A 22,966-nucleotide genomic window follows, 5' to 3' on the forward strand; every position below is an offset into this window, starting at 1 on the left:
AATAAATGTTCCCTTTTCCCCATCTGACAGCCTCTGCAAAGCCCCATAGCGATTTTACGATTCCCGCTTATCGCCAGTCTTTATTTTTTCCGTAATCAGTCCTGGAATATCTTCTTCCCGGCAGCCAAGCGAAAAAGCCAGCTCCATATATAAGGCATGTTCCGCCTGCCGGAAGTATTTTTCATCAGTTGCCGTGGTCTTTTTTCCGCGGATTTCACGTCTCTTTTTGCGCCCGTAAATGTCCTTGATAATCTGTACCATACGCTCACAGTCCAGGCTCTGAAGCGCCTCTTTGTATTCCAGCTCCCGCAGCTTATCATTCTGTGAAAATTCCATGCCGATAGAAGGGATCCGTGAAATCAGCTCCGTCGCTTCTTCATACGTAAGCACTCTGCGCAGCACCTTTTCTCCCCGTTCCAGCGGAATATAAATTCTGGCACTTTTCTCAGCAAGCGGGATCAGCAGATAATACATTTTGTTATCCTTAAAGTCCGCCTTCTGCCCGTCCAGTACGTCCTCCACCTTACAAACTCCCGAATTATACTTTACAACATAATTATTTACTTCAAACATAGTTCCCTCCTGCTGCCAATTACGCTCTGATACTGCCTGTACCGGAAAACCGGCATCCTGCTGTAAAAATCTTTCCCGCCGGACTGCCGCAGCAAACGACGCCAGATGGATATCCGCCCGGCTCCATTGACCACCTACAGGACCTGCCACCGGCAGTTCCCTTCGGATGCATGGCAACGGAAATCAAATACCCAACGGGTATTTGGTACTAACGGCATTCACCAAATGCTCATGCCCTCACGGCACCCGGCTCATTCGCGGGAATAAAAAACGTGCAGCCGGGAACTGGATTTACGCAGCTCTGCCACACGTTCTCTTTTTTTATTATATCTTTTTTGCCCGCTTTTTTCAAAGGCACTTTTTCACAAAAATAAGCACAGCCCTTTCCGGCAGAACGCTAAAGCAGTCTGTATTGCCCCAGCACCGTCTCATAATTGCCTCCATAAAGGAAATAGTAATCTATCTGCTTTTCTCCTTCTGTATACAGATAGGGGCCATACATGGGAATCGCGCAGCAGAGCACAGCTCCCTTTGCCGCCACGCCGATGCCATAGCCCTTCGAGGAATACAGCAACGGCATTCTTAAGCTTCTGCCGCCAAAGCTGATGTATCTTGCCTTCTGGCTCAGACGTTCCGTCTGCTCCGCCAGAACCCCTTTCGCCACAAGCTTTTCGTTTTTCTGCCAGTCAAAATAAATCCAGCTCTGATATCCCGCCGCTGTTTCCATCTGCCGCGGAAGCTGCGCTTTTTCTGCCAGAAGCAGCACGCCCTTTTTATCATAAAACTGCAGGGCACCCGTCTTTTTCTCTACCCTCACAACGAGCTTTCCGGTTGCAATTTCAACCAGATTTCTGCCCTCCTTTGCCGTCCAGGATACCGGCTCCGTTCCCCGGTAATTCCACGGTCCCTCTTCAAAGTCTGCCGTCTGTCCGCGCCGGAACTGTACACGCAGAATTGCATCTTTCAGAACCGTCAGACGCAGGATTCCATAGCTGCTAATCATATCAATATGTTGCTTTGTCTTGCGGACCATCCGCACCGCACAGTCAATGCGGCTGTGTCCCCGCGGGCGGAGGATGCTGTTATCCGGGATGTCCCCAAACCGGTAAGGTGACATATTGATTTCCTCCGTGCCGCCGGTGCCGGGCGCCTTTGTTTGTCCGTTTCCAATGCCTGCTGCTCCCGTCCTTCTGATGCCGGTACCGGATGCTCCCGTTTGTCCGTTTCCGATGCCTGCTATTCCTGTCCTTCTGATGCCGGTGCCAGGCGCTCCTGTTTGTCCGTTTCCGATGCCTGTTGCTCCCATCCTTCTGTTACCGGTGCCGGACATACTGTACCTACCCGGTGTACGGTTTTCTATGCCCGGCACGCTATCCATGCCCGGCGCGCCAGTCTCCCCCGCTTCCGGTTTCTTTTCGCCATGCAGCCCTATCCGGTTCCCGGCATCTGCATTATCATTTCTTCCCGGCGTCTGCACTTTAATTGCCTTCGGTCCGATATAGCCGCGCATGGCACGCTCCCTGTCCCCCTGCTTCACATCCAGCAGAGCCTGCTCCCGCGCCGAAATCTCCACGTCATCAAACCGGCGCGCCTGCTTTGGAATCTGATTTTCCAGTGAGCGCATCCGCTTTTCCTCAGATACCGGTTTCCCTATCAGCTCTGTCAAGTCTCCCGTATGCAGAACCGCCAGTTCATGAAGCGCACGGGTCGCCGCCACGTACAGCAGCTTCACATAAGAATCCTCCGCCGGATAATGCGCGGCAGACGGATGGTAAAGCAAAACGGCATCAAATTCCAGTCCTTTGGTATATTCCACCGGCAGCACCATCACACCGCTTCCAAACTCCGCTGTTTCCAGATTGCTGTCTTCCAGCAGAATCTTTTTGCCCAGCATATCACTTACTGCTGCACTCTCTTCTTCATCGCGGCAGATTACCGCAACGGTCTCATGTCCTTCCCGCTGCCACCCGGTAATAATATCAGCCGCTTTTTGTATCATATTGTTTTCATCAGAACAGCTCTCTACGCGCACCGGATTTCCATGCCTTTTCACCGGGTCGACCGGATAAATCGGAAAATTTCCATGCCGCAGGATATCTGTGGCAAAGTCTGAGATTTCCACCGTATTCCGGTAACTTTTTTTCAGCAGGCCAAAGCTGTCAAAGGTTCCGGTAAGTATCAGCTTCTGCAGCTCCTCCCAGTCGTTCAGACCATATCCGAAATAAATATTTTGTGAGACGTCTCCCATAATCGTATAAGTGCACCCGCGCAGGCAGTAAGCCAGTGCCCCGTACGCCATCATACCGAAATCCTGTGCCTCATCAATAATTATGTGACTTGCCTCACGGATTCCGTCCGTTTCTTTGATGCGCTTATAAAGATACGCCAGAGCCGCCAAATCGTATACATCAAAACAATCTGTAACATGCGGTATAGCTTTGCCAGCTTCCCGCTGCGCCTGCAAAAACTCCTGATAAACGGTATAGATGGAGCCCTTCCAGGTATCCTTTCCAAAGTATCTGCGATATTTTCTCTTCAGCTCTTTTTTCTCCGCTCCGGTATAAGAGACATATTTCCCGGTCAGCTCATTCTCCAGCTTTGCGGAAAGTATCTCATTTAACATATTAATTTTCTGCTGAACAGACATCTGCACATTTTGTGTAAGATAATCCTCGATAACAGACCCACTTAGTAAAAGAATATCCTCATTCTTTGCCGGACACGCTGCTTCCCTAAGAGGCACTTTTTTCTTCGCCGGGTGTGCTCCTTCCACAGAATCCGAACTTTCCTTCGCCGGATGCGCTCCTTCCACAGAATCCGCACTTTTCTTCGCCGGGTGCGCCTCTCCCACGGATGCATCGTCGTCTCTTTCCAGATATACATCCCCCGTCGGAATCATGCGTCTTTCATATTCCCGGCAATAGTTTTCCAAATCGTGAAACCACGCATAGCTTCCCTTCATGCAGGCGTTAGCATCCTTTTTGTCGACCGGGCAGACATGATAAAGCTCTGGATTCCAGTCCTCGTAAAGCAGACGGACAAAAAGCTGCTCCATTGTCATCTGGGAAACACCGTACACATCCAGATCCGGCAGTACGCCGGTGATATAATTCAGCAGAATCCGGTTGCTCCCTATAATATAGAAATCCTCCGGTCGGAATTCCTCCTCATAGTTATACAATATGTAAGATATGCGGTGCATCGCCACGGTCGTTTTTCCGGAACCCGCCACCCCCTGTACGATCAGATTGGTTTTAGGGGATTTTCGGATAATCGCATTCTGTTCCTTCTGTATTGTCGCAATAATTTCTCCCAGCACTGCTTTCTTGCTTTTCGCCAGATACTTCGTCAGCAGCTCGTCGTTTGCCACCACATCCGAGTCAAAAAAATCCTTCAGCCTGTCATTTTCAATTTCATAAGTTCTCTTACGCTGCAAATCAATTTCATAAACGCCTTCATTTTTTACGGTATACCTGCAGCGCCCAAGCGCATTTTCATAATAAACCGATGCCACCGGAGCGCGCCAGTCTATCACCACCGGCTCCGAACCGTCCTTCGCTATTCCCACGCGTCCCACATAATAGGATTCCGCCTGGGGAGCGTGCGAATCACGAAAATCAATACGCCCGAAATATGGTTTTTTCCTCGCCTTCCGGCATCTTAGCAAATCACGCTGATTTTCCCTGAGCTGCGACTGCGTGTTATGCAAAAGTGAAAGACCTTCCTTGTCCTTCGGACCGTAGGTCTCCATTAAGTCGTGCAATTCCTCTGACAGCTCCCCGATATGTTCTTCTGTGCGCTCCAGATTTTCCTGCGCTATGGAAAGAATCTCTGCAAGCTGCTTCTCTTCATCCTCCCGTTCAAGACCGGGAACCGGACGAAATGTCTTTTTTTGTTCCATTTCTCTTCCTCTTTCCAGTATGTGCTTCTGCTGCATCCCCAAATGGTCCGCTGCACGCAGAAATGAAAAAGCTGCTGTAAAATGTCGTATTTTCTATTTTACGCCTGTTGCAGAAAATGTCAATCAGAAAGCAACATCCGTCAAAAAGCAACATACTTTCAAGAATGACTTTCCGGCAAATCCCCTCACTGCGCTCTGGCAATCTCTTTTTTCAGCCGCCCGATAATCTTCTTTTCAAGACGTGATATATAGGACTGGGAAATGCCAAGCATATCCGCCACTTCCTTCTGGGTTTTTTCCTCTCCGTCGTTTCTGCCGATTCCAAAACGGAGCTGGATAATCATTCTCTCGCGGTCGGAAAGTTTGTCTATCGCATGCATCAGCAGCTTATATTCCACCTCCGTCTCCATGTCGCGGTAGATTACATCCTCGTCCGTTCCGAGAATATCCGAAAGCAGAAGCTCATTTCCATCCCAGTCCACGTTCAGCGGCTCGTCAAAAGAAACCTCCATCTTTGTCTTGCTTGTTCGCCGCAGATACATCAGAATTTCATTTTCAATGCAACGGGATGCATATGTTGCAAGTTTAATATTCTTCCCCGGATTAAACGTATTGATTGCTTTAATCAGTCCGATTGTCCCGATGGAAATCAAGTCCTCCACCCCCACCCCGGTATTGTCAAATTTTTTCGCTATGTACACAACAAGTCTCAGATTGTGTTCTATCAAAAGTGATTTTGCTTCCCCCGATTCCCTGCCTCCGAGCTGTTCGATTACTTCCGCTTCCCTGCCCGGCTCCAGCGGAGAAGGAAGCACCTCGCTGCCTCCAATATAGTGAATATCATTTGTCCGTTTCCAGAAGATATCCGATACGCTCGGAATCATCCGCAACTGAAATCTGTCCGGCACAGCCACCTTAATCATCATGTTATACATTCCTCCTGCTTATTCTAAAATACGAGGGTGCAATATCATCTGATATTTTCCTCTGCTGCTGACTGCCTTCCTGCTGACGGCAACCAGTACCCTTTTTGTACTCCATGCACTCTCCCCATGCCTTATTTCCATACTGTCCAGCGTCATTGCCGGAAGCACGCCTCTGCTTTCCCCGACAGAATGATAAGGAACATACACAAATCCGCCCCTCATGCTTCCGCCGATTTCCATATCCAGAAAGCTGTCAAGCTCCAGTATTTCCACATCACTTAAAAGTCTGCAGATTTCATCATAGTCCACGATGTGGACCGGTCTGTCTGTGAGCGGTTCCGTCAACTGATTTCCGCTGTCCAGAAGTCCCTTCAGAGAGATCTGCGCTGTTCCCCTTTTTAATGTGACATCATAGAGGTACCCTGTTCCGGCTTTTGCCTTCTGCCAGTATTTCCATAACAGTCTGGCGGCAGCATATCCCGCCATTGCCGCTATCCAGAACGGCAGCTTCAGATATGCTATAAAAAACTGCCATATTCCGCCCAGAAATAAAGACAGAATGCAAAACGAAAAAACCATCTTCCGCCAGCTTCTGCTTCCACGCTTTTTTCCCGCTGTATACGCCGTAAGGAAACACAGCAATATGCTGCATACAACAGATAATATTCTGCTTTTATGTATGGGAAAGACGACGAGCATACATGCTCCAAAGGCTCCGATTCCACTTGCCAGGAGCTTTCTCGCCATTGAAAAGGTGTCTTTTTGTATGAATTCCGCAAACTGCAGAATCAGAAAGTAAAGCATCAGATTTTCCAGAAAGTATACGTCCAGATAAATCTCATAGTACAACAAAAAGCCTCCCTTCACGTGTACCCCCAGTATACGTGAAAAGAGGCATATTATTTGTCAAAACAGCCACGCGAAACCGCAGATTTCCTCGACAAAATGTGACCTGCCGGGCGACATCACAGGCTTTGCATCCTGAACATATGCGATATGCCTGGCGTTTTCACAGGCTTTGCATCCTGAACATGATGTGACCTGCCGTCTACTTTGTGCTGTAGAAATGTATTTTCTGCAGTATCCCGCGCAAGTCCTCCACCGGAATCTGCCCCGGTGCGGAAGCCTGCCCCGCCATGCCGAAGGTAAGCGCCGAGCCGGATATCTCACCAAGCATTCTGCTTACTGCGCCGGTCGCTCCCATAGACATGGTAATAACCGGGATCTGCAGTTTCCGCCGCGCCTCTTCCGTTGCCGCCAGAAGCATAAGAACATCCGCGCTGCTCTGCGGCATCACCGCCACCTTGGCGATATCGCCTCCCAGCTCCTGCATTTTTTCCAGGCGGTTCACCAGCTCCTCCCGCGGCGGCGTTTTCTGAAAATCGTGACTGGATAAAATCACTTTTTTCCCATATCTGTGCGCTGTTTCTATCAGTGCGGATACCGTCTCACTGTCAAAATAAAGCTCCGCATCAATCGCGTCCGCCAGATTGCTCTTTAAAATCACATGATACATATGTGCATACGCTTCCGGAGATATTTCCTTCTCCCCGCCCTCCTGCTTTGTGCGGAAGGTTGCCAGAAGCGGCGTATCGCCCAGACAGCTTCGCAGCTCTCTTAAAATATCACATATATTCTCTGTATCCTCTATATTGTCCAGATAATCCACCCGCCATTCTATCATATCCGGTCCCTGCTCCATTGCATTGCGGGCGGAACAGGCAATCTTCCTCCGCTCTTTCCCCATAACAGGCACGCAGATTTTGGGGATCCCCTCCCCCAGAATCAGATTGCGGATTTTTACAGTATTTGACATAGCAGACGAATCCTTTCTCTTTCCAATTACCTTCTGTTCATAAACAATAGCAGAACTATCATGCAAAATCTCCACCGTTTTCTGATCCGGCTCCCCGTGAAAAAACTTATCCAGCACCTTCTGAAATACTTCGCATTCCGGCTTTGCCAGGGCAAATAACGTCATAGAAGATTTCAGCTTCAAGTTATCCGGCCATCCCATCACTTCCTGTGCATCACTGGATTCTGTCTCCAGAAGCGCCTCCGATATTTCCACGAGATTTTGCCCCAGCATATCATCTTCCATATATGCTTTCGCCTCATCCATGTCTCTTATTGCATAATACCTGGCCGTTTCGCTGTAACCCAGTCCCGCAATCTGCGGAAAGATAAACCACATCCAGTGGCTGCGTTTCTGTCCTGCTTTTATCTCCTGCAGGGCAGTCTGGTAATAATTCTGCTGTGCACTCCGAAATCGTTCTAAATTATAATCCATGCTCCGTTTCCTCTTTCCCGGTAAAATAACATCACTTTCTAATTACCATTATTCTACCACAGATCCGCCTCTTTTCCTACCATAAAAGAAAAAAGCCGTTTCTAAACCAACAGTTTAGAAATTATTGAACTAATTATACCTGTGATACCTTCCATGTTCAGAAATTCGTGCTATGATATAGATACGAAGAAAATGGAGGAACACAAAAATGAAATTATCTCTTGCCGCAAATATCAGCAAATTACGAAAAGAACATTCCATGACACAGGAACAGCTGGCGGAGGCATTGGGCGTCACCTTTGCTTCTGTCTCAAAATGGGAGCGTGGAGTTTCCCAAACAAAAGGATATTAAGAAATAACCTGTGTTTACCTGCTTGTGAATAAAAGAATAATGCTATTAAGTTAGAGATACTGCATAAATGTGCTGGTATCTCTTTTCGTTGGCTTGAAACAACAGACTATTTCATTTCTGCTTGATTACCCTAAACTTATCGGGATATGGTTTGTCAAGGGCTTGTTGCGTAAGCAATGCTTTAGCACCCTTTACAAATCATAGACAGATAAGTAGTTTTTCAAAAGCAGAAAAAAAATAGTAATCTTAAGATTTTGAATTATTGTTGCAAGCATTAGAAAATGATATAATGTAGACACAAAAAGACGTAGAAATAAGAATTTGTATGATTGAAATGAAAACTTCAAAAATATATTGACTTGTACGTAACGTACACCCTTATACTATCATCACAAGGAGGTGTGTCCGATGTTATTGAATGAAATTATTAAGGAAGTCGGAATGACAAAGCGTGCAGTTAAATACTATGAAGAAAAAGGATTGTTGTCAGTAGATAAAGATAGCAACGGTTATCGAAACTACTCCATGCAAGATGTTAAAACTTTAAAAAAAATTTCAGTATATAGAAAGCTTGGGATTGGTATTAAAGATATACAAACCCTTTTGGAAAAAGATGATAAAAGTATTCTTTTACGTATTTATCAGGAAAAATTACAGGAAAAAATTTTACAGGACTCAGAACTTGAGGCGTTGAAGCAATTTATAGATGATGGTAATGCAGACAAGGCAAATGAGATACTTGATTACCAAACTGTCGAAAATGCGATTGAGTCGTTGTTGCCGGGAAAAGAATGGGGAGATTACTTAAAAGGTCACTTCAAACCATTTCTTAATGTGAGATTAAAGACTTTGGAGCAGAAGCAAGCCCTACGGAATATATTAGAGTATTGCGATGAAACGACATTGAAAGTTCCTTTTATTATGGGAATAGGTGTGAAAATAGCAGGTGGGATTGCACAGGAAACAAGAACTGCAGATGAGATGATAGCTTATTATCGTGATATGAGTGAAAGCGAATATGAAAAATTAAGAGAAATGCTAAAGAAAGGTGCTAAAATGAAAACTGGCATTATGAAATATCATCCGTCATTTGTTGCCCAGAGAAAAATGCAGAAAGAGTTCCAAGATAAAGGGTATAACGACATATTCATTCCTAATTTGATGGTGCTATCTCCACAGTATGCAGAATACAAGAAAGCCTTAGATAAGGTAAACGATAGAATGTGTAGAGAACTTGGACTGCATTATGATAGTAACTACAACTTAGTTATAAAAAAGCTTGAATAAATGAGTGTATCTAAAAAGGACAGAAGTTGGGAGGAGAAGTACTTATGCGTACCAAGAAAGCAATATTTAGTGTTTTAACGATTATTTTCGGTTCTCTTGGACTGATGAACATAGTGTCTACTGATATAACACTGCCAATTATGTTTGTTTTTATGGGATTGACCCTTTTGACGAATGCAAGGGAGTGTTATGATAATGGTGCAAAGAAAGATGCTATGATATTTGCAGGTGTAGCAATCTTTGTCTATGTAGTCACTGTATATAACTTGGTAAGTAGATTTATGTAAATTACAGTTTGTTTAATGATTAAAAATTGGAAGTTGTAAAAGGAGGATAAGCAGATGGAAAATGTAAAGAATGAAGAATATGTTATTTGCCCACGTTGCAAGCAAGAAGTTTATAAAGAAGCGATTATATGCCCTTTTTGCAAGTTTGGTATTATGGCATGGCTTGAAGGAGAAATTGATGAAAATGGAGAGCCAATAGAAAATAAGTCAAAGTAAAATCCTAGGTTGAACGGAAGATAAGTGTAAATCTCAACAACCGACGGAGTGATCCAGACGTGGTGGCGGTCGAAGACATCAAGCCATGACAGCGAAGCTGTCAAACGTCTGGTTCACTTTGTCTGTGAGCGAGCCTTTGGCGAGCGATTATGAAGCCCCCGTTATCTAACAAGGGGGGCACAAAAAACAAGAGTCAATATACATTAACAAGCGGAAAACGCTGTATTTACAAGGCGAAACTGCATTTTACATGGTGTGATATAAATTATGCCATTATCACTTGGGAAAATTGAACAAGACATAGGAAAGACAGTTGATTTCAAACGAGAAATTGATTGTCTTTTTCTTTTGCAGAAATTTAAGTATAGGCAATTATCAAATACGGTAGTTACTTTTTTGATTGGAGGAATTTTAGAATGAATGATAAAAACTTTATTGAAGAACTAAGACAAAAGCGTGAGGAATACGGAGTAACACAAACAAGGCTTGCTGTTGCCTGTGGTATCAGCCGTGAATATTACAACCGCATTGAAAAAGGGAAACAGCCATTGAATGACGAATTAAGAGAAGTCATAGAAAAACAGATTGAGCGTTTCAATCCGCAAGAACCACTATTCTTATTGATTGATTACTTTCGTGTCCGCTTTCCTACTACGGACGCATTGGCGATTATCCGTGATGTATTACAACTGAAATCTGATTATATGCTTTATGAAGATTATGGAAAATACGGATATGAAAGCAAATATGTACTTGGCGACATCAATATCATGTGTTCCATGCAGGAGCATTTAGGTGTTTTATTGGAACTGAAAGGCAAAGGCTGTCGGCAAATGGAATGTTATCTGCTGGCACAGGAACGCTCATGGTATGACTTCATGCTGGATTGTATGACGGCTGGTGGTGTGATGAAACGGCTTGATTTGGCTATCAATGACCGAGCAGGAATATTGGATATTCCAAAGTTAAAGGAAAAATACAAGGCTGGCGAATGTGTTTCCTATTTTCGTATGCAGAAAGATTACAGCGGTACAGAAAAATGCGGTAGCGATTTACCAAAGAATACAGGAGAAACCTTATATCTCGGTTCAACAAGTAGCGAATTATATATGTGTGCTTATCAGAAAAATTATGAGCAGTATGTCAAGAATGGCACAGAAATTGAAGATATGGAGATTAAGAACCGTTTTGAAATACGCATGAAAAATGAACGAGCCTATTATGCGGTTGTAGATTTACTGACCTATCGGGACGCTGAACGCACCGCTTTTTCTATCATCAATCATTATGTCCGCTTTGTTGACAGAGAGGACGACAAGCCAAAAAGTCAATGGATAACAAATGATGATTGGGCATGGTTTGTAGGGGAAAACAGAGAGCCGATACGCTTAACCACAAAGCCAGAGCCTTACACTTTACAAAAAGCGTTGCATTGGCTACAAAGACAAGTTGCACCAACAATAAAAATGGTACAGGCATTAGACAGAGAAAATCATACAACGATACTGAAAGATATGATTGAGCAGGCAGAACTTAAAGACAAGCATAAACATTTATTACAATTAGAGAAATCAACCATAGAAGAACGTATAGATACCGCTGTTCCACAAGAGAATGACGGTATTTTTTAATGTAATTGAAAAATTTCAGATTTAGTCAGCAAAGAGCTGTTTTCATTCCCTATGTGAAGTGAAAGAAGAAAAATAAATTTTTTATTAAATCTGCAACAAAACGGCTACTTGCGTACAGATATGGTGCGAGAAAAGGAAATCTAAACTTTTTTTGAAAATAGGTCATTAAATCGGGGCTTGCTGTCCCTATATGAAGTGAAAGAAGAAAAAAGTTTTGAAAAAATGACGGAAATTCGTGATTTGTGGACAGTGTTCTATGAAAAGAGGAAAAGCATCATCATTTTGTATTCAAACAGGCATTAGCAGTTGAGTGTTGATGTGAAAAGAGGAAAATACTTTATTCTAAACTTAACAATTTAAGGTTTCCGTTCCCTATATGGTGCAAAGAAAATATTTCATTCTATTGTTGGCAGTAACGGTATGGTTTGGGTAGTTAGGGTGTGAAAAGAAAAATAATCTTTTTTCGTCATTAACTTAGCAAAATGACAATGTCTATCCCTATATGGTGCAAGAAAAGAAGTTAAAATTTTTCCATTTCAACTTAGCAAATGGACGTTTGCTGTACAGATAGTAGTGAAAAAGGAGAAAATCAACCGTTGATTGCCAAAATGAACCGTTCCATTTGTACTAATAACGGAAAAAGTTTTGGATTTTGGTTACGTTTCCCCTCTTTTCCAACGCGGTATATAGGAAAGATGATTTTCTTCTTTCGTGTTCTTTGACAACTGAATAAAGCAATTCAATACGTTTGACAGACAGCGAGCCGTTGAAACAAATACGCCACGACCTTTCCCCTGCAAGAGCGAGCGAAAACCTATTTGTGTTCTTATAAAAGATTTGTCCTCTTTTATCGCCATGACCTGTACTGTCAGATAATGATACTCCCGTACAGCCACAGCTTGAGCGTTCAGAGCGTCGCACGCAATGGGTACGGCTACATTGGATAATGCAGAGGTGGAAGTCCTGTGGGCTATGACAAAAGCCGTTGAATTGCTTAGAAACTATTTTTACAGAAAGGGGGGATGTGTTATTGATAATGCTGTAAAAACAATTCAAAAGAAAAATAACAAGTGTGGCATTGGAAACAGAGGAAAGACAAAGATTGTTGTAAAAGAGCATTTTTCCGAAAAAGGAAAGACAATGGAAGAACTTCTGACTGATGTTATGCTTGAGAAAGCAAAGCAGACAATCGCATAAATTCGGTGCAGTTGTAAGAAATAGATTGAATGTGAAAAATAACCCATGTTATACTTTACTTGCAAGCAGGTATTGTAAACATGGGTTAGTTATAAAGGAGGATAACTGACAATGAAACAACAGATTTACAATACTGCACTTTATCTTAGGTTGAGCCGAGATGATGAATTACAAGGCGAAAGTTCAAGCATTACCACACAAAGAAGTATGTTGCGTCTATATGCAAAAGAACATCATTTGAATGTGATTGATGAATATATTGATGACGGCTGGTCGGGGACAAATTTTGACAGACCGAGCTTTCAAAGAATGATTGAGGATATAGAGGCAGGAAAAATCAACTGTGTTGTAACAAAAGACTTATCACGACTTGGTAGAAACTATATTATGACAGGACAATATACAGAATTGTATTTTCCCAGCCATAATGTCCGTTACATAGCGATTGACGACGGTGTAGACAGCGAAAAAGGCGAAAGTGAGATTGCACCATTCAAGAACATCATCAATGAATGGGTGGCAAGAGATACGAGCCGTAAAGTGAAATCAGCGTTTAAGACAAAATTTGCGGAGGGTGCTCATTATGGGGCTTATGCTCCGTTAGGATATAAGAAACACCCCGACATCAAAGGGAAACTGTTGGTTGATGAGGAAACAAAATGGATTGTTGAAAAAATCTTCTCCCTAGCCTATCAAGGTTACGGTAGTGCAAAAATCACAAAAATACTGCGAGAAGAAAAAGTCCCGACAGCGTCTTGGCTGAATTTTACAAGGTATGGTACTTTTGCACATATCTTTGAGGGAAAGCCCGAAAGTAAGCGTTATGAGTGGACGATCGCTCATGTCAAGGCAATATTAAAAAGTGAAGTCTATATAGGAAACAGCGTTCATAATCGACAATCAACCATTTCTTTCAAAAGCAAGAAGAAAGTACGAAAGCCCGAAAGCGAATGGTTTCGAGTAGAAAACACGCACGAACCTATTATTGACAAGGAAGTGTTCTATCGTGTGCAAGAGCAGATAAAATCAAGACGCAGACAGACAAAGGAAAAGGCAACGCCGATATTTGCAGGGCTTGTCAAGTGTGCGGATTGTGGCTGGTCTATGCGGTTTGCGACAAATAAGGCAAATAAAACGCCATACAGTTATTATGCTTGCAGTTTCTACGGACAGTTTGGCAAAGGTTATTGTTCTATGCACTATATCCGCTATGATGTGCTGTATCAAGCTGTATTGGAACGATTGCAGTATTGGGCTAAGGCAGTACAGCAGGACGAAGAAAAGGTATTGAACAAAATACAGAAAGTCGGCAATGCAGAGCGAATACGGGAAAAGAAGAAAAAGGCAAATGCTTTGAAGAAAGCCGAGAACCGACAAAATGAGATTGACCGTTTATTTGCGAAAATGTATGAAGATAGAGCCTGTGAGAAGATAACAGAACGAAACTTCATTATGCTGTCGGGGAAATATCAAAAGGAACAGATAGAACTGGAACAGCAGATAACAAGCCTAAGAGAAGAATTAAGTAAAATGGAACAGGATATGGTAGGTGCTGAAAAGTGGATAGAGTTAATCAAGGAATATTCCGTACCAAAGGAACTGACAGTACCGTTATTAAATGCAATGATAGAAAAAATACTCATTCACGAAGCAACAACGAATGAGGAGAACGAAAGAATACAGGAAATAGAGATATACTATCGATTTATTGGAAAAGTAGACTGATAAATAGGGTTCATATCTTTAACTAAGGGAAAGCGGCGTAGCGACACCGGAGTTAAATCTGATTGCGGAAATGGCGGATTTGTTTGAGGTATCCATTGATGCGCTGATAGGATATCAGTTCCGGAACAACGACAGACAAAATGTGATCGCAAGATTAAAGCAGTATCTCCACGACAGAAGCAGCGAAGATGTTTACGCAGATATTGAAAAATCGCTGCAGCGCTATCCGAATTGTTTTGAGATGGCCTATTACAGCGCGCGGATATATCGTGTAAGAGGTCTTTGTCAGAATAAACCCGAATACTCCAGAAGAGCGCTTGCTCTGTATCAACGTGCGTGTATGATGATTGGACAGAATACCGACCCGGAGGTCAGCGAAATCTCTGTCCGCAATGAAATGGCAGATATTTACCTCACGCTTGGTGAATATGATAAATGTCTGGAAATATTGAAACAGTACAATCCCTGCCGCTTAAATCATCCGCTTATCGGGCAGACACTGGCATCCGCCTGCGATGACCCGAAAGGAGCTTTGCCGTATTTATCAATGGCGCTGCTCGACTTAACCAGAACGCATATGTCAATCGTTACGGGATATCTCAATGTCTATTGTAAAACCGGGAATTATCAGGACGCACTGCTTCTTGTGGACTGGGCGCTTGCATTCTACCCCGGACTGCGGGTTCCCGGAAAACGAAGCTACATGGACAAAAGTGAAGCAATTCTCTGGGCAGTCCGGGCGGAGGTTCTATTGTCACTTAATAAAAAAGAGGATGCCATAAACAGTCTCCGTCAGGCAAAAAAGATTGCACTGCTGTTTGACGAAGCGCCCAGCTATGACGCATCAAACATTCGCTTTTTCTCCTGCGGGACACCTGCAACCGCTTTCGATGATTTAGGAGAAACTGCAATCATCGGGATTGACAATCTCATATTGAAACATGAAAAAAACGAATTATCTGATTTATGGAGGAGGGTCAAAGATGAATCACAAACACAAATCTGCCAGTAAAAAATATATCGCCCAGTTTTACAAAAAGAATCATGCTTCCTTTTTGATTGCCCTGATTTCCTCACTGCTGACTGCCGCTCTCAACCTCTGGATTGCATGGATGCTGCAGCAGATGGTTGATTTTGTATCGGGTGTTTCCGGCGCTTTTGGGTTGCCTGTTTTAGTCTGGTACGTTGTCAGCGTGGTCGCAGCGATTCTTCTTCTGAAAACAATGAGTTACTTTTCCCGGCCGCATTTTATGGAAAAGGCGATGAGACAATATAAGGATTACGCATTCCATAAGCTGACCCAGAAGAACATTTCCGCATTTTATGTTGAAAATACCGCGAATTACATATCTGCATTTTCCAATGATGCCGCGACCGTTGAGAATGGTTATTTGGATATGCAATTCAACATTTTGTCTAACATTTTCATGCTGACCGGTGCATTACTGATGATGCTTATGTATCATCCGCTGATGACAGTTATTGCCCGCGCATTTTTCCTGCTGCCCATTGGCGTATCCTATATCACAGGGAACCGCATGGAAACAGCGGAAAGAAACATATCCGAGAAAAACAGTAAGTTAATTGCCACATTAAAAGACAGCCTGAGCGGTTTCTCTATAATCAAAAGCTTCAAGGCGGAAAATGCCATCTTTGATTTGTTTGCACATAACAACACCGCCGCAGAACAAGCCAAATGTAAAAAGCGGAAGCTGATAACGGTCATCGGCTGTCTGGCAAGCGTGGCAGGGATTACCGCACAGCTCGGAACGTTTTTAGCCGGTGCCTGGCTCGCTTCATCCGGTCAGGATATCACACCGGGCATACTGATTGCTTTTATTAATCTGACAGCTTATGTGATTCAGCCAATCCAGGAACTGCCGGAACAGCTCGCATCGAGAAAAGCGGCAATCGCACTGATTGACAAACTCGCTGATTCTCTGGAAGGCAATGTACGTGATGAAGGTATGCACATTCCAAATCAGTTAAACACCGGGATTACGATGAAAAATGTTACGTTTGGTTATGATGCAGAATGTGATGTTCTGCACAATATCAGCACTGCCTTCGATGCCGGGAAAAAATACGCAATCGTGGGAACCTCCGGCAGCGGAAAATCTACGCTTCTGAATTTGCTTATGGCGAGTCACGGAAACTACTCCGGACAAATCTGCTATGACGGACAGGAAGTAAAGGACATCAGCAGTGAATCGCTGTATGACATCGTTTCGATGATTCAGCAGAATGTCTTTATTTTCAACGCCTCTATCCGCGATAATATCACGATGTTCCATGAGTTTCCGGCGGCGGAGGTGGAGCGGGCAATCGAGCTTTCCGGCCTGTCAAAACTGATAAAGGAGCGTGGTGAGGACTATCTCTGCGGAGAGAATGGCAGCGGATTGTCCGGAGGCGAAAAACAGCGTATCTCCATTGCCCGCAGCCTGCTCAAAAAGACAAAGGTGCTTCTTGTTGACGAGGCAACCGCAGCCCTGGATACCGAAACCGCCTGTCAGGTATCAGGTGCGATTCTCGGACTGGAAGGGGTAACGGGTATCGTGGTTACGCACGCCCTTAATGAGACTCTGCTCAGACAATACGATGGCATTATTACGCTGAAAAATGGCTCGATTGTTGAATCGGGAACTTTCGATGAACTGATTGCAGAGAAAGGATATTTCTATTCGCTGTTTACGATTTCCCAGTGATGCTCCGTCCATGAGCCATCCTGGTCAGCCTGGTCAATACCTTGGTTAGTACCCTGGTCACTACTACTAACCAGGCTCTTAAACATAACCATAATATCCTCTCGTTAATTGTATGATGCCGGGGACAAAAGTCCCCGGCTATGACGCCTGCGGATTGCAGCGCGCAGATAGTTCTTCATGGTCTCTTTTTTTGCTTACAGCAGCTCCTTTACCGCCAGCGCGTCCGCACATGCCTGGCAGTCGCAGTAAAGCGCACCCTTTGCTTTGATGTCCTGGGCGTGCGCAAGAACGGCTCCGGCATTTTCTCCGAATACCTTTGCGCCCATATCGGAACCGGCAAAGGCAATCAGACCATCAATGGTCGTAACATCCGCATCAATCTCCGCAATAAGCGCTTCCTTTGCCGCGGCTTCTTTTTCGGTTCCCACAGCGTCCAGATACGCCTGTCCCGCAGCCTTCAGCTCTGCGCAGCAGGAAGGCGCGCTGATCATATCCTGTATCTTTTTAATTACTTCACTCATTTTGGTACCTCCTTCTGAAATAAAATGATATCTACAGCCGTTTTTATCATACCACAATTTATATAAAATGGAAAGATTTTCTCCTGCTGTTTTCGCCTTAGATCTGGACTTCGGTTACTGTTCACGCCAGCCTCAAACACTTGCTGTTTGAGGCGTAAGAAGTGATTCAAGTGTGAGCAAATCCCATTCGCGAAGCGAATTCTAAATGGATTTAAACGGAGTGAACAGTAACCGGGCTTCGCGACGCAGCAGGTGTTTGAGGCTGGCGCAAACAGTAAACAGCTTCCATCTTCTCCTTGCCGATTTCTCCGGGTGGGCGTATAATACCCTTAGCATTTCCCGCTCGCGGGATCTGTCGCTGCAATAACACAGCGCAAAAGCGCAGCATTTACAGATAGAATTTTACAGACAGGAGACTTAAATCATATGATTACCGGACGCACACGTCTGACCGGGCTTCTTGGAAGTCCGGTCGCGCACAGCATTTCCCCCTTGATGCACAATAAAGCCTTCCAGCTTCTGGGGCTTGACTATGCGTATCTTTGCTTTGAAGCGAAGGAAGCAGATATGGAAGAGGCGATAAAGTCACTTAAATTTTTGAACGCACGCGGCTTCAACTGCACGATGCCGGTAAAAATCCGCATGTGCGAGCTTGCCGACAGGCTTTCCCCCGCCGCGGAAATCATCGGCGCTGTCAATACGGTCGTCATTGAGGACGGCGTTCTGACCGGACACAATACCGATGGCATCGGCTATATGGCGGCACTCCGGGAGGCTTCGGTAGATGTTATTGGGAAAAAAATGGTGCTCCTGGGCGGCGGCGGCGCAGCCACGGCGATTGCCGTGCAGGCTGCTCTCGACGGAGTTTCACAGCTTTCGCTCTTTAACCGCAGGGGACGTTCCTGGCAACGCGCGCAGAAGCTTGCGGATACCTTGAATGACCGCACCGGCTGCCGCGTTTCCCTGTTTGATATTGCCGACAGCAGTACGTTAAAAAAAGAGCTGGCTGACAGCTATCTTCTCACCAACGCGACGCCCGTCGGCATGGCGCCGGATACCGGTGTCAGCCCGGTTCCGGACGTCACAATGCTCCATGAGGAGCTGATTGTCTCCGATGTCATTTATAATCCGCGCCGGACAAAATTGATGGAAGACGCCCAGAGCCGCGGCTGCCGCACATGCAACGGATTGTATATGTTACTCTACCAGGGCGCGGAAGCATTTCGTCTCTGGACAGGATGTGACATGCCGGTGGAGGAAATCAAGGCAGAATTTTTCTGCTAAACCGGTGCTGATGCATCAGTGCGCCGCCATCAGCTCCCGCACAATGTTGGCGTCGGTGGGATAGGCATAGAGCCGCCGTCCGATTCTCTGGAACTTTTCGCTGCCTCTTCCCAGAACGAGAACCAGCGTTTTTTCCGTTCCGGAACCGGCTTTCTCCAGCGCGCTGCGGATGGCGATTCTGCGGTCCGCTATGCAGTCGCAGGCTCCCCCTGCCATTTCCACATAGCTGCCCACCTCGTCGGCGATCCTGCTCTCATCCTCCATGCCGGGGTCGTCCGATGTCACATAAACATAATCCGAGAACATCCCCGCCAGCACGCCGAGCTCCCTGCGGCGGTTGAGCGCCTTGCCGCCCGGACAGCCAAACACCGTGATAATCCGGTGAAAGCTCCGGTATTCCTGGAATACCGTCTGGAACAGCTTCTGGAAGCTGAGCTGATTGTGCGCATAATCCACAATCGCGCAGACCTTCTTATCCCCGCTTTCAAAGACCTCCATTCTTCCCGGAACGGTCGTTTCCGCCAGCGCTTTTTGCATACAGTGTACCGGTACACCGTACACCTGTGCGGCGGCAATCGCAGCCACAGCGTTTTCTATATTAAAGCTCCCCCTCATTTTCAGCGAAAACTGCTCCGTAAACTGCGGACAGGTGACTTCAAAGGTCTGCTTTCCGTCCTTTTCCGGCAGAATCCGGTAGCGGAGCTGCGCCTCATGATGCTGCCCGAACGTCACCACGCGCTGCGCCTTCCGCGCTTCTTTCAGAATCTGCTGCGCATAATCGCTGTCCAGGTTCACGCACGCCGTACCGCACTGTCTGAGCAGAGACAGCTTCGACTGGAAATAATCTTCAAAATCCCGATGTTCGCCCGGACTGATATGGTCCTCCGATATATTCAGAAAAATACCCACCTGGAAATGCAGCCCGTCCACCCGGTGATACTTCAGCGCCTGGCTGGAGGTCTCAATCGTCATGTATTCGCTTCCTGCCGCCCTCACCCGCGCGATCAGCTCATAAAGCACCGGCGCCTCCGGCGTCGTCATCACCGCATCCGAGCGGCAGTTTCCGTCAAAATTTTCCACACTGGAAATAAGCCCCGTTTTCTTTTTGCCCTTTTCCTGCTGCCATTCATCCAGCATCGCCCGCAGATACCACGCCGTCGTCGTCTTTCCCTTGGTTCCGGTGATTCCTGTGAGCTTCAGCGCCTCCGGCTCATATTCAAAAAATGCCGCCGACACCACCGCCATCGCGCGCCGGATATCTTTTACCACAAAGCCTCTGACTGTTTTCGGCGTTCCCCAGCGTTCCTCGCTCATATAGGCAATGCAGCCATACGCCACAGCCTCCAGCAGGTATTCCGGCAGAAACTCCGCCCCCTTGCAGATAAAGAGCGTGCCGGGAATTACTTCTCTGGAATCACACGTAACCCACGTAACCGGCGCCGCCTCTTCATTTTTATCCGCACGGCAGAGAAGCCCCTGCTCCCTCAAAATCCGCTCCACATCATGCGTTGTAATCATGCCCGCCACTCCTTTTCTGTTTCATTTCTGCAGAAAGGATAACTCCGGCATGCATCAGAATTTCTTCAAAACTGTATCAGAGTTGTATCTTTTTTTATTTTTCTACCAGTTTTCGCTTCCATTATAATATCCGTCTGTATACAGTACATCGCAGAACAGCTCTGTATCAATCAATCCATCAATACTCTGCCAGTAGCTCCCGTCTGCATCCTCCTTGTACAGACATTCCATAAATACGCCGGGACTTTCTGTCGGTCCGAACATCACGGCAAGTCCGTAGCCTGCGACCGAATCCGGATATTCTTTGAAGGACTGGTAATTCTCCCCTTCAATCAGGCGGCGCTGCGCCACTGTCCGGAAGGAATCGTATACAATATCCGCCTCCAGCTCCAGATACCCCGGAGAAGAGGTCACTACCGCACGGTCCGCGCCGCAGACAGCGGCAAAATCCATTCCGGAGATATCCGGGCTGACCTCAAATTCCCGCGAGCCATTCTTCACCAGATTACTCTGCAGGTCATCCAGTGAGGAATAGCCAAGCTGCTCTGCCATATACTCCCGCACCCCGTTCCCGACCGCCGACATGTAGTACGCTTTTTTCGTTTCGGCATCCAGGACCATCGTGACGCATCCTTTTCCACTGTCATCCGTAAATAAATCTTCGTCCAGCGAGAAAGAGAAGATTGCCACCGGAATCTCGTTTTCTCCCGCAATGAGCGTTCTGCATTCTACCAGATATACTACCCGTTTTGCTAAGTCAAGCTGTTCTTCCTCCAGTGGAAGCAGTCCGTTTGCACACCAGATTTTTGCTTCCTCCTCACATGCCTGAATATACTCATCCCATTCCGATGTAACGGTATAGTACCATCCCTCGCCGTTTTCCCAGAAAAAATCAGTGCACGCCTCCAGCTCCTGCCATCTGGAAATCTGGTCCAGCTCAGCCCCGTCCAGGAAATCAATCTCCGCGCGGTCTGAGAGCTGCACCTGCCCGATCAGCCGGCTATCCTGCCAGTTGCCGTAGGCTTCCGGCAGAAACCAGCCCGCCGCTATGCACAGAGCCAGAACAAGAACTCCCGCCGCATACAGCAGAATCGTTTTTATTTTCTTTTTATCCGACATCTTTCCTCCTGCGCCTTCTCTGCTCCTGCCATTTCATCTGCGTGTTTCTCAGGCAGACCGTGATTTTGGTTCCCCTGCCCTGCTCGCTCTCTATTTTCCAGAGCGCCCTGTGAACCTCCAGGATTTTCCGGCAGAGCGCCAGCCCCAGACCGGCTCCGCCCTCCTTGCGCGCACGCGATTTATCCGCCATATAAAACGCTTCCGTGATACGGCTCAGCGATTCCTGCGGTATTCCGCGCCCTTCATCCTCCACTGTGATGATATAGCCGGCACCGTTTACAAAGCCCTTCACCCAGATATGCTGTCCGCTCTCAGACGCCTTGCGGGCATTATCGATAAAATTGATAAATACCGTGGAGAGCAGGTCCCGGTCGCCGTAAATAACGCCCTTCTGCGCCTGGATTTCCAGCAAAATCCCTTTTTCCTCCAGCGCCGGAGCCACCGCCGCGCCTACCTCCTGCAGGAATTCCTGCACCGGGATTTCCTTCTGCTGAAAATCCTGCCTGCCCGCCATCATCAGCTCCAGCAGCTTGTAGGAAAGCGACTGCAGACGCTTTCCCTGGTGATAAATATAATTGGCGCACATATCCGTCTCTTCCCTGGAGAGCTCCATCTGCCGCAGCGTGTCCGCATAGCCGATGATGGAGGTGAGCGGCGTCTTCAGCTCATGCGCAAACGCGGAGGTAAATTCCTCCTGCCTCTCCACCTCGCTCTGCAGTTTCTCCATCTGGACGCTCATGGCATCCGCCATCCAGTTGAAGTCCGCCGCCAGCGCGCCGATTTCATCATGGCTCTTCACCTGCGCGCGCACGCCATACTGTCCCCCGGCAAAGCTGCGCACCGCCGTGGAAAGCTTTTTCACATTCTTCATAACGGCGAAAATGACAAGCAGAATCAGCCCGCCCGCCGCCAGGCAGACGAACAGCATCGCCGTCTGGTATCTTGCATACATCTCCGACCGGCTGGTAAACAGCTCGGAAATGTCCGCCGTCGTCTCTATATACTGCGAAAAGCTGGTGGCGCTCATGACGACAAGATACATTTTGTCGTGCCACTTTACCAGCTCATAGCCAGTATTGTTTTCCGGCGTCAGGCTCTCCCGGATATTGTGCTCCACCTGCATACCGGTATCCTGATACAGAACGCTGCCGCTTTCGTCGTAAATCCGCGTATTCGTACCCTTTTTTCCGTCATGCTGGTAGAAGCTCTCCACCAGCCAGTCCACCGACACCTTGGCAAGCTGCTTCTTGGAAAGATTGTGCCGGGTAAGCTCATAGGAATTCTGGAAAAGCTGGTTTTCCGCCAGGCAGCGCCCGATTTCCTGCTGCAGGCTCCTCTGAAAGCTGTCCTGGATTACCCAGGAGCCTGTCAGAGTGAGAAACAGGATAAAAATCGGTGTTGTCAAAAAAAATAGTTTCCAGGATAATTTCATTG

Annotated in this window: 19 protein-coding genes; 10 read left to right on the forward strand and 9 right to left on the reverse strand. The window is 46.4% G+C overall.

Annotated features, from left to right (window positions below; genetic code table 11):
* Nucleotides 1–54: 54 nt before the first annotated feature.
* The 5 genes from NQ534_RS04960 to aroD all read right to left on the reverse strand — a co-directional run bounded on the left by NQ534_RS04960 (nucleotide 55) and on the right by aroD (nucleotide 7,690).
* Nucleotides 55–573: a CarD family transcriptional regulator gene (locus NQ534_RS04960; RefSeq protein WP_040782203.1), complete on the reverse strand. Its 519-nt coding sequence runs from the start codon at nucleotides 571–573 to the stop codon at nucleotides 55–57.
* A gap of 397 nt (nucleotides 574–970) precedes the next feature.
* Nucleotides 971–4,474, reverse strand: a complete 3,504-nt coding sequence (locus NQ534_RS04965; RefSeq protein WP_143115711.1) for an ATP-binding domain-containing protein — start codon at nucleotides 4,472–4,474, stop codon at nucleotides 971–973.
* Nucleotides 4,475–4,659: 185 nt separating this feature from the next.
* Nucleotides 4,660–5,400 carry an RNA polymerase sporulation sigma factor SigE gene (gene sigE / locus NQ534_RS04970; protein ID WP_040782199.1) on the reverse strand — a complete coding sequence of 247 codons (741 nt, stop codon included), beginning with the start codon at nucleotides 5,398–5,400 and terminating at the stop codon, nucleotides 4,660–4,662.
* 18 nt (nucleotides 5,401–5,418) lie between these two features.
* Entirely contained in the window at nucleotides 5,419–6,249 is an 831-nt protein-coding gene (locus NQ534_RS04975; protein WP_050778278.1) for a sigma-E processing peptidase SpoIIGA, read from the reverse strand.
* A 199-nt stretch (nucleotides 6,250–6,448) separates the two neighbouring features.
* Nucleotides 6,449–7,690 (reverse strand): type I 3-dehydroquinate dehydratase, encoded by a 1,242-nt coding sequence (gene aroD / locus NQ534_RS21395; RefSeq protein ID WP_006860784.1) that lies wholly within the window; start codon nucleotides 7,688–7,690, stop codon nucleotides 6,449–6,451.
* 208 nt (nucleotides 7,691–7,898) lie between these two features.
* Here aroD and relB point away from each other — a divergent pair, with 208 nt between their 5' ends.
* The 9 genes from relB to NQ534_RS05030 all read left to right on the forward strand — a co-directional run bounded on the left by relB (nucleotide 7,899) and on the right by NQ534_RS05030 (nucleotide 17,090).
* The gene (relB, locus tag NQ534_RS04990) at nucleotides 7,899–8,042 is read left to right on the forward strand and encodes a type II toxin-antitoxin system RelB family anti-toxin (RefSeq protein ID WP_006860783.1); all 144 of its coding nucleotides are present in this window, start codon (nucleotides 7,899–7,901) and stop codon (nucleotides 8,040–8,042) included.
* 408 nt (nucleotides 8,043–8,450) lie between these two features.
* Nucleotides 8,451–9,329: a MerR family transcriptional regulator gene (locus NQ534_RS04995; protein WP_006860781.1), complete on the forward strand. Its 879-nt coding sequence runs from the start codon at nucleotides 8,451–8,453 to the stop codon at nucleotides 9,327–9,329.
* A gap of 44 nt (nucleotides 9,330–9,373) precedes the next feature.
* A complete protein-coding gene (locus NQ534_RS05000; RefSeq protein WP_006860780.1) occupies nucleotides 9,374–9,616 on the forward strand; it encodes a hypothetical protein in 243 nt (80 codons plus the stop codon).
* A 54-nt stretch (nucleotides 9,617–9,670) separates the two neighbouring features.
* Nucleotides 9,671–9,832 (forward strand): hypothetical protein, encoded by a 162-nt coding sequence (locus NQ534_RS05005; protein WP_006860779.1) that lies wholly within the window; start codon nucleotides 9,671–9,673, stop codon nucleotides 9,830–9,832.
* Nucleotides 9,833–10,248: 416 nt separating this feature from the next.
* Complete coding sequence (locus NQ534_RS05010) at nucleotides 10,249–11,463, forward strand: XRE family transcriptional regulator (RefSeq protein ID WP_006860777.1); 1,215 nt, start codon at nucleotides 10,249–10,251, stop codon at nucleotides 11,461–11,463.
* A gap of 924 nt (nucleotides 11,464–12,387) precedes the next feature.
* On the forward strand, nucleotides 12,388–12,660 hold the full coding sequence (locus NQ534_RS05015) for a hypothetical protein (RefSeq protein ID WP_006860775.1): 273 nt from the start codon (nucleotides 12,388–12,390) through the stop codon (nucleotides 12,658–12,660).
* Between the two features lie 111 nt (nucleotides 12,661–12,771).
* The gene (locus tag NQ534_RS05020; RefSeq protein ID WP_006860774.1) at nucleotides 12,772–14,385 is read left to right on the forward strand and encodes a recombinase family protein; all 1,614 of its coding nucleotides are present in this window, start codon (nucleotides 12,772–12,774) and stop codon (nucleotides 14,383–14,385) included.
* Between the two features lie 70 nt (nucleotides 14,386–14,455).
* Entirely contained in the window at nucleotides 14,456–15,397 is a 942-nt protein-coding gene (locus NQ534_RS05025) for a tetratricopeptide repeat protein (RefSeq protein WP_006860773.1), read from the forward strand.
* Nucleotides 15,369–17,090, forward strand: a complete 1,722-nt coding sequence (locus tag NQ534_RS05030) for an ABC transporter ATP-binding protein (RefSeq protein ID WP_006860772.1) — start codon at nucleotides 15,369–15,371, stop codon at nucleotides 17,088–17,090. Before NQ534_RS05025 ends, NQ534_RS05030 begins: the two co-directional genes overlap by 29 nt.
* A gap of 194 nt (nucleotides 17,091–17,284) precedes the next feature.
* Here the strand turns inward: NQ534_RS05030 and NQ534_RS05035 are convergent, their stop codons facing one another.
* Entirely contained in the window at nucleotides 17,285–17,611 is a 327-nt protein-coding gene (locus NQ534_RS05035; protein ID WP_006860771.1) for a hypothetical protein, read from the reverse strand.
* 426 nt (nucleotides 17,612–18,037) lie between these two features.
* On the opposite strand from NQ534_RS05035, the gene NQ534_RS05040 reads away from it, so the two are divergent.
* Nucleotides 18,038–18,895: a shikimate dehydrogenase gene (locus NQ534_RS05040; RefSeq protein ID WP_040782193.1), complete on the forward strand. Its 858-nt coding sequence runs from the start codon at nucleotides 18,038–18,040 to the stop codon at nucleotides 18,893–18,895.
* Between the two features lie 15 nt (nucleotides 18,896–18,910).
* Here the strand turns inward: NQ534_RS05040 and NQ534_RS05045 are convergent, their stop codons facing one another.
* The 3 genes from NQ534_RS05045 to NQ534_RS05055 form a co-directional block, all read right to left on the reverse strand.
* Nucleotides 18,911–20,413 carry a Mur ligase family protein gene (locus tag NQ534_RS05045; RefSeq protein ID WP_006860767.1) on the reverse strand — a complete coding sequence of 501 codons (1,503 nt, stop codon included), beginning with the start codon at nucleotides 20,411–20,413 and terminating at the stop codon, nucleotides 18,911–18,913.
* Between the two features lie 102 nt (nucleotides 20,414–20,515).
* Nucleotides 20,516–21,532 carry a hypothetical protein gene (locus NQ534_RS05050; protein ID WP_074679853.1) on the reverse strand — a complete coding sequence of 339 codons (1,017 nt, stop codon included), beginning with the start codon at nucleotides 21,530–21,532 and terminating at the stop codon, nucleotides 20,516–20,518.
* Nucleotides 21,522–22,937, reverse strand: coding sequence for a HAMP domain-containing sensor histidine kinase (locus NQ534_RS05055; protein ID WP_176944175.1), 1,416 nt, complete (start codon nucleotides 22,935–22,937; stop codon nucleotides 21,522–21,524). The genes NQ534_RS05050 and NQ534_RS05055 overlap by 11 nt, the downstream gene beginning before the upstream one ends.
* Between the last annotated feature and the right edge of the window lie 29 nt (nucleotides 22,938–22,966).

Origin of the sequence: Marvinbryantia formatexigens DSM 14469 (assembly GCF_025148285.1) — a bacterium.
GTDB classification, from domain to species: domain Bacteria; phylum Bacillota; class Clostridia; order Lachnospirales; family Lachnospiraceae; genus Marvinbryantia; species Marvinbryantia formatexigens.